This is a genomic window from Massilia sp. 2TAF26, assembly GCF_052115005.1.
Taxonomy (GTDB): domain Bacteria; phylum Pseudomonadota; class Gammaproteobacteria; order Burkholderiales; family Burkholderiaceae_D; genus Telluria.
Window position 1 is genome coordinate 46424 of sequence record NZ_JBFRFV010000021.1, and the last position, 13559, is coordinate 59982.

12 protein-coding genes are annotated in these 13559 nt (G+C 65.9%); 2 read left to right on the top strand and 10 right to left on the bottom strand.

The window, feature by feature from the left end:
• The first annotated feature begins 56 nt into the window (after positions 1-56).
• Positions 57-1274, top strand: coding sequence for a YeeE/YedE family protein (locus AB4Z32_RS19810; RefSeq protein ID WP_442123582.1), 1218 nt, complete (start codon positions 57-59; stop codon positions 1272-1274).
• Positions 1275-1293: 19 nt separating this feature from the next.
• On the opposite strand, the gene AB4Z32_RS19815 is transcribed toward AB4Z32_RS19810, so the two are convergent.
• From AB4Z32_RS19815 to AB4Z32_RS19825, 3 genes are read right to left on the bottom strand one after another with little or no spacing between them, the layout of a single operon-like run.
• Positions 1294-2121, bottom strand: coding sequence for an SDR family oxidoreductase (locus tag AB4Z32_RS19815; protein ID WP_442123583.1), 828 nt, complete (start codon positions 2119-2121; stop codon positions 1294-1296).
• Between the two features lie 13 nt (positions 2122-2134).
• Entirely contained in the window at positions 2135-2986 is an 852-nt protein-coding gene (locus tag AB4Z32_RS19820) for an aldo/keto reductase (RefSeq protein WP_442123584.1), read from the bottom strand.
• A 14-nt stretch (positions 2987-3000) separates the two neighbouring features.
• A complete protein-coding gene (locus AB4Z32_RS19825) occupies positions 3001-3978 on the bottom strand; it encodes an aldo/keto reductase (protein WP_442123585.1) in 978 nt (325 codons plus the stop codon).
• 94 nt (positions 3979-4072) lie between these two features.
• Here AB4Z32_RS19825 and AB4Z32_RS19830 point away from each other — a divergent pair, with 94 nt between their 5' ends.
• Positions 4073-5017: a LysR substrate-binding domain-containing protein gene (locus tag AB4Z32_RS19830; protein ID WP_442123586.1), complete on the top strand. Its 945-nt coding sequence runs from the start codon at positions 4073-4075 to the stop codon at positions 5015-5017.
• Here AB4Z32_RS19830 and AB4Z32_RS19835 read toward each other — a convergent pair.
• The 7 genes from AB4Z32_RS19835 to AB4Z32_RS19865 form a co-directional block, all read right to left on the bottom strand.
• Positions 4953-5612, bottom strand: a complete 660-nt coding sequence (locus tag AB4Z32_RS19835; RefSeq protein ID WP_442123587.1) for a cupin domain-containing protein — start codon at positions 5610-5612, stop codon at positions 4953-4955. The genes AB4Z32_RS19830 and AB4Z32_RS19835 overlap by 65 nt on opposite strands.
• Positions 5613-5623: 11 nt before the next feature.
• Positions 5624-6625, bottom strand: a complete 1002-nt coding sequence (locus AB4Z32_RS19840) for an alpha/beta fold hydrolase (RefSeq protein WP_442123588.1) — start codon at positions 6623-6625, stop codon at positions 5624-5626.
• Between the two features lie 51 nt (positions 6626-6676).
• On the bottom strand, positions 6677-7753 hold the full coding sequence (locus AB4Z32_RS19845; RefSeq protein WP_442123589.1) for a DUF5694 domain-containing protein: 1077 nt from the start codon (positions 7751-7753) through the stop codon (positions 6677-6679).
• Between the two features lie 86 nt (positions 7754-7839).
• Positions 7840-8529, bottom strand: coding sequence for a hypothetical protein (locus tag AB4Z32_RS19850; RefSeq protein WP_442123590.1), 690 nt, complete (start codon positions 8527-8529; stop codon positions 7840-7842).
• 99 nt (positions 8530-8628) lie between these two features.
• Positions 8629-10311, bottom strand: a complete 1683-nt coding sequence (locus tag AB4Z32_RS19855; RefSeq protein ID WP_442123591.1) for an alpha-amylase family glycosyl hydrolase — start codon at positions 10309-10311, stop codon at positions 8629-8631.
• Positions 10312-10338: 27 nt separating this feature from the next.
• The gene (locus tag AB4Z32_RS19860) at positions 10339-11970 is read right to left on the bottom strand and encodes an alpha-D-glucose phosphate-specific phosphoglucomutase (RefSeq protein ID WP_442123592.1); all 1632 of its coding nucleotides are present in this window, start codon (positions 11968-11970) and stop codon (positions 10339-10341) included.
• A gap of 76 nt (positions 11971-12046) precedes the next feature.
• Entirely contained in the window at positions 12047-13369 is a 1323-nt protein-coding gene (locus AB4Z32_RS19865; protein ID WP_442123593.1) for an MFS transporter, read from the bottom strand.
• Positions 13370-13559 lie beyond the last annotated feature (190 nt).

The following is a 13559-nucleotide window of genomic DNA, read 5'->3' on the forward strand; positions in this document are numbered from 1 at the left end:
ACAAAAAAACGAGCGAAAATAAGAACTTACGAATTCAAGGACCATACTTTTCCGCCATGTCCAATGTAGCTTCTTCGACTGTCCCCCGCCGCGCGGCGATGAATCCGGCGCCGCTCGGCGTGTCGCTGCTACTGATCGTCCTCGGCGCGCTGTATCTCGCGCAGGCGGTCAGTGCCAAAATTTCCGCGCTGTTCGTGGTCGGCGCGCTGCTCGGCCTCTCGCTGTATCACGCGGCCTTCGGCTTCACCTCGTCGTGGCGCGTGTTCATCGCCGACGGCCGCGGCGCCGGCCTGCGCGCGCAGATGCTGATGCTCGCCGTCGGCGTCGCGCTGTTCTTCCCGGCCCTGGCCAGCGGCACGCTGTTCGGCAATCCCGTCACCGGCCTGGTGTCGCCGGCCGGCACCTCCGTCGTCATCGGCGCCTTCATGTTCGGCATCGGCATGCAGCTCGGCGGCGGCTGCGCATCCGGCACCCTGTACACGGTGGGCGGCGGCAGCACGCGCATGATCGTGACCCTGGCCGCCTTCATCGCAGGCTCCGTGATCGCCACCGCGCACATGCCCTTCTGGACTTCGCTGCCCCAGCTCAAGCCGGTCTCGCTGGTGAAGACCCTGGGCCTGGCGCCCGCGCTGCTGCTCAACTGGCTGGTGTTCGCGGCCATCGCGGCCATCACCGTCGTCGTCGAGAAGCGTCGTCACGGCCGCCTGGTCGCTCCGCAGCTGCCGGCGGACCGCGCCGCCACCTGGCTGCACGGCCCCTGGCCACTGGTGGCCGGCGCCCTGGCGCTGGTCGTGCTCAACTTCGCCACGCTGGCGCTGTCCGGCCGTCCCTGGGGCGTGACCTCGGCCTTCGCGCTGTGGGGCGCGAAAGCGGCGTCAAGCATCGGCATCGACACCGCCAGCTGGGCCTACTGGTCGACCAAGGCCAACGCCGCCGCGCTGGCCGCGCCGGTCTCGCATGACGTGACGTCGGTAATGGACATCGGCATCGTGCTCGGCGCAATGCTGGCGGCCGCGCTGGCCGGCCGCTACTCGCCGGTGTGGAAGCTGCCGCTGCGCTCCTTGATCGCGGCCGTCGTCGGCGGCCTGCTGCTGGGCTACGGCGCCCGCCTCGCTTATGGCTGCAACATCGGCGCCTACTTCAGCGGCATCGTGTCGGGCAGCCTGCACGGCTGGCTGTGGCTGGTGGCCGCGTTTGCCGGCAACGTCTTCGGCACCCGCCTGCGTCCGCTGTTCGGCCTCGAGGTCGAGCGGGTGAAGCCGAGCGCCTGCTGAGCCCAAGCGGCGCGTTTACTCACTTCAGCGCCAGCTCGCCGTACCGCCAGGCGGCCGTCACGCCGCCATCCATCAGGAAGTCGCTGCCCGTGATGAAGCCCCCATCGGGGCCCATCAGCAGGGCCGCGACGTTCGCCACCTCGTCGGGCGTACCGACACGTCCCGCCGCCGACACCTCGATCATGCGCCGGTAGCCCGGCCCGCGCGGGCCGGCGAATTCGTCCTTCGCCAGCGGCGTGAAGATGATCCCCGGGCTGATGGTATTGACGCGCGCGCCGCGCTTGCCCCAGCGGACCGCTTCGGCCATGACGCGCAATGAATTACCGCGTTTCGATACCTGGTAGGCGTGCAGCGGATCCTTGACCTGGTCCGGCTGCAGCATGGGCAGGGCCAGCAACTGGTCCGCCGGCGTCAGGGCCAGCGCCCGGTTCTGCTCTTCCGTCAGCGCCGGCAGGCGGTGCCCGGACTGCGAGGCGATGACGACAGCCGATCCGCCCGGCGCGATGACCTTGCCAAATTCCTCCAGCACCACGGCGGTACCGTAGAGATCGACCTTCAGGATCGTTTCCGGCGTGGCCTGGGTCGGCGAGACGCCGGCCGCATGGATCACGCCCTTCACCGCGCCGAGCGAGGCCGCCAGTCCGCCCAGCGCGTGCACGGAGTCACGTGAGGACACGTCCACCTGCGCGGTCTGCACCTCGAAGCCGGCTTCGCCCAAGGTCCTGGCTGCGGCGTCCGCATTTTCCGCGCGCAGGTCGGCCAGCAGCACCAGCTTGCCCAGGCTGACGCGGCGGGCGATGGCCTGGCCGATCGATCCCGGGCCGATGACGACGACGACTTCTTTCATATTACCGCTCCTTTCAAATGTCGAGCTTTCGTTCGCTCATCCACTTCACGATGTCCGGATCGCGGTGGGAGAAGAAACAGCTGCTGCCGGTTTCCAGCGCCGCGATCGCAGACATATCGTCAGCGGTCAACGTGAAATCGAAGATGTCGAGGTTTTCAAGCATCCGCTCGCGGCGCACGGTCTTGGCCAGGGCGACCACGTTTTGCTGGGTCACCCAGCGCAGCACGACTTGACCGACCGTCTTGCCGTGCCTGGCGGCGATCGCCATCAGAACGCCGTTCTCGAAGAGCCCGTTACGGCCTTCCGCGAACGGCGCCCAAGCCTCGGCCTGAACGCCGTGCTCGCGCATGAAAGCCAGGGCCTCGGCCTGCTGATGGAAGGGGTTGATTTCGACCTGGTTGACCGCCGGCGGAATCTCGTTGAAGGCGATGATATCCATCAGCCGGTCCGGATGAAAATTACTGACGCCGATGGCGCGCAGTTTGCCCGCACCATATGCCTCTTCCATCGCGCGCCAGGAACCGTGGACGTCGCCAAACGGCTGATGAATCAGGAACAGGTCGATGTAATCCACCCGCAGCCGCCGCAGCGAATTCCCGATCGCTTCCTTCGTGCGTTCATAGCCGGTGTGCTGGACCCAGAGTTTACTCGTGATAAACAGCTCTTCGCGATCCACGCCACCGTTCTTCACGCCCTCCCCGACCGCCGCTTCGTTCATGTAGGAAGCTGCGGTATCGATCAGGCGATAGCCGGTCTCGATCGCATCGACGACCGCCCGTTCGCACGCCTTCGGATCGGGAATCTGGAAGACGCCGAATCCCATTACCGGCATCTGCAAGCCATTGTTAAGCTCTACATACTGCATAGTCCTTGCTCCTTTCATTTGCCGACCAGGGCCTGACGATCGGCGGAATAACGCGCCCCCTGCACAGCAATCGTCGACAGCGCCGCGTCCAGATCGCGACACTCACCGGCCTCCAGCTGCAGCGGCGCAGCACCGATGTTCTCGTCGAGCCGGTGCAGCCTGGTGGTGCCTGGAATCGGGACAATCCACGGCTTGCGCGACAGCAGCCAGGCCAGCGCGATCTGGGCCGGGGTCGCGTTCCTTTCGCCGGCGATTCGTGCGAGCAGATCGACCAGGGTCTGGTTCGCGGCGCGCGCGCCCTGGCTGAAGCGTGGCACGGTGTTGCGGAAGTCGGTCGGATCGAACTGCGTCGCCGCGCTGATGGCGCCGGTCAGGAAGCCCTTGCCGAGCGGGCTGAAAGGCACGAAGCCGATGCCCAGCTCTTCCAGCAGCGGCAGAATTTCGGCTTCCGGCTCGCGCCACCACATCGAGTATTCGCTTTGCAGGGCCGTCACCGGCTGCACGGCATGGGCGCGGCGGATCGTCTGCGGGCCGGCTTCCGACAGGCCGAAGTGCTTGACCTTGCCCTGGCGGATCAGGTCCTGCACCGCGCCGGCCACATCTTCGATCGGCACGTTCGGGTCGGTCCGGTGCTGGTAAAACAAATCGATCCGCTCGGTCTTCAGGCGCCTGAGGGACTGCTCCGCCACTTCACGGATGCGCTCCGGCCGACTGTCCAGGCCCGCATGCGCATCGCCATTGCGGAATCCGAATTTGGTCGCGATCACGACCTGGCCGCGGAACGGCGCCAGCGCTTCGCCGACCAGTTCTTCGTTCGCGCCATAGGCTTCGGCCGTATCGAAGAAGGTGACACCGCGCTCGACCGCGGCGCGGATCAATGCGATTGCCACGTCACGGTCCGCGGCCGGGCCGTAGCCATAACTGAGGCCCATGCAGCCAAGACCGATTGCGGATACCTTCAAACCACTCTTGCCAAGTTCACGTTGTTGCATCGTTTTTCCTCCTGTACCGACTACTGTACCCAGGCAGGCATTGCTTGATAAGACGGTATAATCGGCATGCCTTGATTAGCTCACCTAATGAATCATGAAAGCGGATCTGGATGACCTCGTGGCTTTCGTGCTGGTTGCGCGCGAAGGCAGCTTCACGAAAGCGGCCGCGCAGCTCGGCGTGTCGCAGTCGGCCCTGAGCCAGACCATCCGGGCGCTGGAAGAGAGGCTGGGATTGCGCCTGTTGACGCGCACCACGCGCAAGGTGGCGCCGACCGAGGCCGGAGAACGGCTGCTGATGACGGTGGGGCCGCGGCTGGACGGCATCGAGGACGACCTTGCCGCACTCAGCGAACTGCGCGACAAGCCCGCCGGCTCGATCCGCATCACCGCATCGGAACATGCCGCCGATACGATCCTGCTGCCGAAGCTGATGCCGCTGCTGGCCAGCTATCCGGATATCGAACTCGAAATCAACACCGACTACCGGATGATCGACATCGTCGAGCAGCGTTTCGATGCCGGCGTGCGCCTGGGCGAGCACCTGGCAAAGGACATGATCGCCGTGCCCATCGGACCCGACGCCAGGATGGCGGTGGTCGCCTCCGCCGCCTACCTCGCCGGGCATCCTGCCCCCACGAAGCCGCAGGATCTGACCGATCACAGATGCATCAACGTGCGCCTGCCCACCCACGGCGGCCTGCTGCCCTGGGATTTCAAGAAGGGGACGCGCGAACTGAACGTGCGTGTCGAAGGGCAGCTCATCCTGAACGGTTTTCCGCAGGTGCTGCAGGCAGTCCTGGGCGGCATGGGACTGGCCTTCATGCTGGAAGACAGCGTGCAGACCCATGTCGCCGACGGCAGGCTGGTGCGGGTGCTCGAGGACTGGTGCGCCGTCTTCCCCGGCTACCACCTCTATTATCCGAGTCGCCGCCAGCCGTCGTCCGCGTTTGCCCTCGTCGTCGATGCCCTGCGTTTCACGCCGGCTTTGCCAGGTGTCCGGTCTTCAAATAGAAGCTCACTCCCTGCCGGCCGGCGATGAGGTCACCCTGTTCGCCGGCAGGCAGGCGGATCCAGCTGCCTGGCCCATAACGCCGCTCGCGATCGGCGATCTCGCCGTCGAGCACCAGCAGTTCGGCGCCTCCAACGACCCCGTTCAAGACCACCTGCCCCGCTTCCAGGCGCTGCAGGCATACCTGCTCGGCAGGACTCGAGAACAGCGGACAGACCATCCTGTCGCCTTCACGCCGCCAGGCGGCGGAATCGCGCGTATCGATGCGCACGTGCCGTTCGTCATCCGGCATCATCTGCCGCAGCTTGACGAAGATGAGCGCGCCCTCGGCACTGGAGGGCTGGTGGGAAGTCCCTGGCGGATTGCGCAGATACCAGCCGGCCGGGAAGTCCCCGGTCTCGTCGGAGAAGGTGCCCGACAGGACCAGGATCTCTTCCCCGCCCGGATGCGCATGCGGCGGGAAGCGCGAATCCGGGGCATAGCGCACGATGCTGGTGGCGCGGGCTTTCTCCTCGCCGATCCGGTCCAGCATCATCCGCTCGACGCCCGCCTGCGGCGACGCGACCCATTCGTACTGGCCGGGTTCGACGATGACGCGCCGCGAAAAGTCTGCGTTGACGAACATGAGGTTTCTCCTTACTTGCCCGCCAGGCCCTTCAGCAGGGCCGCATGGAAGGCCGCCGGGTCCTGCATCTGCGGCGCATGCCCCATGTTCTCGAACTCGACCAGGGTCGCGTGCGGGATCGCTTTCGCGGTGCGCTTGCCCAGCTCCGCATAATTGCCGAGCCTTGGCCGCAGCTCGGCCGGGGCGGCATCCTTGCCGATGGCGGTGTTGTCCTTCGTCCCGATCAGCAGCAGCACCGGCATGGTCAAGAGCGGGAACTCGTAGACCACCGGCTGGGTGTAGATCATGTCGTACAGCAGGGCCGAGTTCCAGGCCACCAGTTGTTTGCCCGGCCCGCGGTACATCCCGGCCAGCATCTGCACCCAGGGCTCGTACCCGGGCTTCCACTGGTTCACGTAATAGGTCGATTTCTCGTAGTTGCGGATCTTGTCCGCCGTGGTGCCGAGCTCGCGCTCATACCATTTGTCGACGCCCAGCGAAGGCACGCCCAGCGCCTTCCAGTCCTCGAGGCCGATCGGATTGGCCAGCACCAGCTGCTCGGTCTGGTCCGGATACAGCAGGCCGTAGCGCACCGCCAGCATGCCGCCGGTGGAGTGGCCCATGACGGTCGCCTTCTTGACGCCGATCGCTTCCAGCAGCGCATGCGTGTTGGCGGCCAGTTGCTGGAAGCTGTACTGGTAATGCTCGGGCTTGGTCGACTTGCAGAAGCCGATCTGGTCCGGCGCCACCACGCGGTAGCCGGCCTTGCTCAAGGCCTCGATCGACGCTTGCCAGGTGGCCGCGCAGAAGTTCTTGCCGTGCAGGAGGACCACGGTGCGGCCGTTCGGCGTGGCCGGCTTCACGTCCATATAGGCCATGTGCATCGGTAGGCCTTGCGAGGTGAAGCGGTACTGCTGCACCGGGTAGGGATAGTCGAAGCCCTCGAGCTCGGGGCCGTAGGCGGGTTCGGCGGCCCGCGCGGCGCCCAGGACGAGGCTCAACAGCAGTGCGGTGGAACGGACATGGACAGGCATCGTGCTTCCTCGGCGGATTGCGATGCCTGCGAGTCTAGCCTATCCGCGCAATCACTTCAGCACCGCTTGCGCATCGACGATATCGACGCCCTGCAGCTGGCCCAGCCAGCTGTCGAACCAGGGCTTGTGCGAAGCGCCGACGATGCTCAGCACGCGCGCGGCCGGGCGTTCGCGGAAGGTCTCGCGGATGTTGGCGACCATGCGCAGGTTGCGCACTTCCCAGCCGCCGACGAACATGCGCGGATAATTTTCCGGAGAGTTTGCGCGCATGGCCGGGACCACGTTGGCTTCGGCGAGCGTCTTCAGGTTATTCGGATCGTTGACGTAGCGGTACAGCGGCACCAGGTCCGGGGCCTGCTTGAGCACGTCCTCGCGTTTTTCGAGTTCCTTGAACCCTGTGTGGGAGGCCCAGGCGGCTTCGAGCGACTTGACGTAGGCCTTGGCGTCCGCGACGTCGATATTGTCGCCGGTATGGTTGTCGACCGCGTGGACGCGCTCCAGGCCCAGGCGCGCGGCCAGGCGGGCGGCGATCTGGTAGCTCTCGTTGTTGCGCTTGCCGATCTGCGCCAGCTGTTCGACCAGGGCGGCGTCCAGGCCGTCGCCGCTGCGGCGCTCGGCCTCGGGCAGGCGCAGCCACTGCACATAGGCGGAGACGGGTTCGTGCGCCGCCAGGAACAACGCGGCCAGGTGGCGCCGCTGGGCCGGCGTGGGCGGCGACGGCTGCGCCGGCCAGGCCTTGAGCGTCTTCGCGATCTCGGCAAGCGCGGCGGGGATGTCCAGACCGGTGGCCTTTCTTGCCGCCTCGGGCGCGTCGCAATAGCCGGCGCCGTATTTGGCGGGATGGCGCAGCGCGAGGTCGCATTCCTCGCCGGGCTCGTTCTCGACGGTGATGATCTCGGGCCTGAACGCCGCGAGCTTGTCCAGCACACCGTCCAGCGCTTTCGGGTCGAAGCTCTTCGGCATGGTGCGCAGGTGTACGGTGCCCAGCACCAGTACCTGGGCGCGCGCTCCGGTCATGTCGCGGTCGAGCGCCGTCAGGTCGATCGGCGACTGCGCCTGCACAGTCAGAGGCACTGCGAGCAGCACCGCCGCGACGAGTCCCCAGCCCCACTTGGTCCACTTGCCCATCCTCTTCCCCCTTTCGAACGGTGTTGTCGTAGCCGGTCAATGTAGAGAGAAGAGAGAAGGAGCTCAACGGCGATGAGGACAGAATGCTATTTTCGCAGTCCAGCCTGTCGAAAAGCCGGATCGGAGAGCACGTCGATACGGCGCTGTGCGCGATGGGTCCTTACCCAGCACACCGCCACCACGGCAAGGCCGATCGCGGTCGGCGCCAGCTGGGACCAGGGCTGCCCTACCCTGACCGTATTGCCGACGGCCGCCGAGAGCATCCCGAACAGGCAGCCGAGGATCTTGTAGATATGCTCGTAGCGCCACAGGCTGGCATGCCAGCGCTTCGGGAACAGCCAGCGCGCCGCATCGTAAGCCAGCAGCATCGCCACCGCCGCCAGGGTCGAATACAGGACCGATGCCGACGCGCCCACCATGGCGCCATCGGCGAACAGGCGGCGCACCAGCATGGCGGTGAGCGCGGCGGCGCCCAGCAGCAGGCCGGCATCGAGCCTGTCCGGGCCGGCGCCGCGCGTGTAGATGACGTGCCAGCCGCTCAGCAGCTGGTAGGACACCAGCACGGTCAGCACCGCGAACAGGGGCAGGGAGCGGAACACCGCATTGCCGATCGCGGCGCTCAGGCAGACCACCGCGGTAAGCAGCACGAACACGCGCCCGCGCCGGCGGTGCAGGATTGCGTCCTTCGGCTTCCACAGCACATACATGCCGAGGACGATGGCGGCGCTGCCGGCCAGGACGTGGACGAGGATGTTCAGCAAGTGTGGGATCGTCATGCATCCCAAGGTAGGGAAAACGGCAAGGGGGCACAAGAACGGCGGAACGAAGCGCCGCTTTTGTGCCCCCAACTGCGAATACGAGGATCGAAGCGCGGATCAGTCCAGCGCGATCAGCGCCACCGGCGCCGCCAGCTCGAACTTCACCTTGCCGCCCGAGACCATGGCGGACTTGCCGGTGTACCAGTCGCGCACCGTCTGGCCGTCCGAGAACACGCCGGCCACCGGAATCGCCACCGGGCGGTCCTGCGGCAGCCCGAGCGCCACCACCACGCGGTCGCTCACGCCATTCTTTTCATACGTGCGCTTGAAGACGTAGGGGCTGGACTGCAGCATCTGGTGCACGCCCCCGCCCACCGCCGGATGCGCGTGGCGGAAGCGGCCCAGGCGCGCCCAGTGATCGCGCACTTCGGCCACGCCGAACAGGCCGACGCGGCTGTTGTTCTTCAGCTGGTCCCAGTTCATGAAGGAGCGCAGGTTGGCGTCGCCTTCCGCGCCCTCGATCTTGAGCACGCGCGCGGTCTCGTCGCCGTAATAGATCTGGGCCGCGCCCGGCGCCAGCAGCAGCTTGTTGGCCGCTTCCATCGGGTGTTCGCGCATGGCGTCGAAAGGATGGCCGTCGTCGTGGGAATCCAGGTAGTTCAGCACCGACACACCCTTCAGCGGGCCGTTCAGCGCCGCCGAATAGCCGGAGAACAGCTGTTCGTAGCCGCCGGCCGCGTCGCGCGCCATGCTGAAGTTGATCATGTTGTCGAAGCCATTGTCGTAATAGTCGACCCTGGTGCCGCCGTCGTAGCTGAACTCGCGGCCGGCCTTGATCGAGTAGCCGTAGGTCTCGGCCGTCATGAAGAACGGCAGGTCGCCGAGCTTCGCCACCGCCTGCTTCCCGGCCGGGGTGCGCTTCCAGTCCTCGTAGGCGGCGCCCGCGACCTTCTTCAGGTCCTTCCACACGCCGGGCTCGGTGTGCTTGACGGTGTCGGCGCGGAAGCCGTCGAATCCGTACTTGCGCACCCAGTCGGCATGCCATTTCATCAGGTAGTAGCGCGGCGCACGCGGGTAGCCGGTGCGCTTGAAGAAGTCGTCCAGCTCCCTTGTTTCGCGCTCGTAGCGGCCTTCCTTCTTCCACTTGGCGGCGAGCGCCGGCGGCACGTCGACCTTCTCGTTGCTCTCGGTGCGGAAGTCCGGCAGGTTCTTCACCAGGGTGCAGCTGACCGTGGTCGCCATGTCTTTATACGTGCAGGTCGGCGAGGTGCGCACCCACTCGGCTGGCCATGCCGGATCTTCCGCGGTGACGGGGCCGGTGTGGTTCATCACCACGTCCAGCAGCACGCGGATGCCGCGCGCGTGGGCGGCATCCACCAGCTCGTGCATGTCTTTCTCAGTCCCGAGGTTGGCGTCGAGGCTGGTGAAGTCGCGCGCCCAGTAGCCGTGGAAGCCGTAGGACTTGCCGGTGCCCTCATCGGTGCCGGCGTGGATCTGCTCGACCGGCGGCGTGATCCAGATCGCGTCCACGCCCAGGTCGTCGAAATACCCCTCCTTGATCTTCTGCGTCACGCCGGCCAGGTCGCCGCCCATGAAGCCGCGGGCGACGGCCGCGTCGTCCTTGCGGCCATAGGCGTGGTCGTTGGCCGGGTTGCCGTTGTTGAAGCGGTCCGTCAGCAGGAAGTAGACGGTCGCGTTCTCCCAGGTGAAGGGCTTGCCTTTCATGGGCGATAGGTCCGGAGCGGCGGACGCGGAGCCGAAGGCGAGCAGCAGGGAGACGGCAAGGGCGGAGAATTTCATTCAGGGTCCTTTATGGTTAATGACGGATCATGTGATAACACTTGGTTCGTTACGCCCGGTACGCTGCTTCAGCTCCGACACCTGCTCCGCAATCGCAATCAAGGGCGCCAGCGCGTCCTGGGTATCGAGATCATGGCGTTTTGGGTCCGCCTCGTAGCGTTCGAGGTAGACGCGCACGGTCGCGCCTTCGGTGCCGGTGCCGGACAGGCGCAGCACGATGCGCGATCCGTCGGTCATGATGATGCGGATGCCCTGGCGCGTGGCGACTGATTTGTCGACCGGGTCGGTGTAGACGAAGTCGTCGGCCTGCGAGACGCGAAAATTCCCGAAGACCTGGCCGGCCAGCGATTCCAGCCCGGCCCGCAGGTCGACCATCATGCGGTCGGCGGCCGCCGCGTCGACGGCTTCGTAGTCGTGGCGCGAATAATAGTTGCGGCCGAAGCGGGCCCAGTGTTCCTGCACGATCCGGTTGACCGGCTTGCCGGTCGCGGCGATCAGGTTCAGCCAGAACAGCACGGCCCACACGCCATCCTTTTCGCGGATGTGGTTCGAGCCGGTGCCGTAGCTCTCCTCGCCGCACAGGGTGGCGAGATTGGCGTCGAGCAGGTTGCCGAAGTACTTCCAGCCGGTCGGGGTCTCGAAGCAGGAGATGCCCAGCGCTGCGGCCACGCGGTCGGCCGCCGTTGACGTTGGCATCGAGCGCGCGATGCCTTTCAAGCCGTCGCGGTAGCCCGGCGCCAGGGTGGCGTTGGCGGCGATGATGGCCAGGCTGTCCGAGGGCGCCACCGCCAGGTTCCTGCCGACGATCATGTTGCGGTCGCCGTCGCCGTCCGAGGCGGCGCCGAAGTCGGGAGCGTCGGGGCCGTTCATCAGCGCCACCAGCTCGGCCGCGTTGACCGGATTCGGGTCCGGATGGTGGCCGCCGAAGTCCTCGCGCGGCTCGGCGTTGATGACGGTGCCCGCGGGTGCGCCGAGCATGCCTTCGATGATGGCTTTCGCGTAGGGGCCGGAGACGGCGCTCATGCCGTCGAAGCGCATCGTGAAGCCGCTCCGGAACAGCGCGCGGATGGCGTCGAAGTCGAACAGGCGGCTCATCAATTCGGCGTAGTCGGCGACCGGGTCGATGACCTCGACTTCCATCTCTTCGAGACGGCTGGCGCCGATCCGGTCGAGGTCGACCGGGCCGGCGTCGCTGATGCGGTATTCCTTCAAGGCCTGGGTATGCGCGAAGATCGCCTCGGTGATCTTTTCGGGGGCCGGGCCGCCGTTCTCGATGTTGTACTTGATGCCGAAGTCGCCGTCCGGGCCGCCCGGATTGTGGCTGGCCGACAGCACGATGCCGCCAAAGGCGCCGCGCTTGCGGATCACGCAGCTCACCGCCGGGGTGGAGAGGATGCCGCCGCGTCCGACCAGCACTTTCGCCATCTTGTGTGCGGCGGCCATGCGCAGGATGGTCTGGATCGCGTCGCGGTTGAAATAACGGCCGTCGCCCCCGAGCACGAGGGTGCGGCCGCTGCAGTCGCCCAGCGTCAGGAAGATCGCCTCGACGAAGTTTTCGAGGTAGCCGGGCTGCTGGAACTCGGTCACCTTCTTGCGCAGACCCGAGGTGCCGGGACGCTGTCCGGAGAACGGCGAGGTCGCTACTGTCTGAATCGTCATCTCGTGCTCCTGTATCGATGCTTGGTTTGTTGTCAAACCTTCATGATAGGACAGGAGCCGAAATGATGGCGCAGGCTTACTTCTCGGCCTGGTCCGTCACAAACATCGTCAATACGGCCGCCAGCACCATGCAGGCGCCGCCCAGCACCAGGGTCAGCACCGTGTGGCCGCCGAAGAAGTGCTTGGTGAAGAAGCCGAGCAGCAGGCCGCTGACGATCTGCGGGATCACGACGAAGAAGTTGAACAGGCCCATGTAGTAGCCCATGCGGTTGGCGGGCAGCGCGCCGGCCAGGATCGCATACGGCATGGTCAGGATGCTGGCCCAGGCGATGCCGACGCCGATCATCGGCAGCATCAGGGCCTGCTTGTCGTGGATGAAGAAGATGCTGGCCAGCGACAGGCCGCCGAGCGCCAGGCAGATCGTGTGGCAGGTCTTGCGGCTGGTGGCGCGCGCCAGCACCGGCAGCAGGAAGGCGGCCAGCGCCGACACGCCGTTGTACACCGCGAACATCACGCCGACGTAGTTGCCGGCGTCCTGGTAGGCCACCGATTGCGCGTCGACGGTGCCGTAGACGTTGTCGGCAATCGCGGTACCGGTGTAGATCCACATCGCGAACAGCGCGATCCAGGTGAAGAACTGGACGAAGGCCAGCTGCACCATGGTCTTCGGCATCTGGCTGAAGCCGCCGACGATCTCGCGCAGGGCCACGCCGAAGCTGCGCGCGTGCTGGCGCTGGACCTTGAAGCTGTCCAGGTCGGGCGGCGGCAGTTCGGTGGCGGTGAACACGGTCCAGCTGACGGCTGCCAGGAACACGGCGCCGCCGACGTAGAAGGAGTACTTCACCGTATCCGGAATCGCGCCGTTCAGCGGGACGTTCGAGACGCCGTAATGCGCGAAGATCTGCGGCAGCAGCGAAGCGATCACCGCGCCGCAGCCGATGAAGAAGGTCTGCATCGCGAAGCCGGCGGTCTGCTGGGACGGATCGAGCTTGTCGCCGACGAAGGCGCGGAAGGGCTCCATCGACACGTTGATCGCGGCATCCATCATCCACAGCACGGCCACCGCCATCCAGACGGCGGCGGAATTCGGCATCAGGAACAGGGCGATCGCGGCAAGGATGGCGCCGATGAAGAAGAAGGGACGGCGGCGGCCCCAGGTCGGGTGCCAGGTATTGTCGCTGAGGTAGCCGATCACCGGCTGCACCAGCAGGCCCGTGACGGGAGCGGCGAGCCAGAACAGCGCCAGGTCGTCGGGCGAAGCGCCAAGGGTCGAGAAGATCCGGCTGGTATTGGCGTTCTGCAGGGCGAAGCCGAACTGGATGCCGAAGAAGCCGAAGCTCATGTTCCACAACTGCCAGAACGACAGGCGCGGCTTGAGCGAATGAGTGTGCATTTCCATCTGTGTCCCCTAACGGTGCCCGGACTCGTGCCGAACTACCTCCATGTAGCAAAGTAACATGGGGATTGTTGAGTGTCAATCAGGACAACACCTAGGATGACGGGGTGATTTTGTAGTCAAACAACAGACTACTGAAGTGTAAAACGGACCAGCAAGGTGTAAACGTCATTCCCGCTTTCGCGGGAATGAC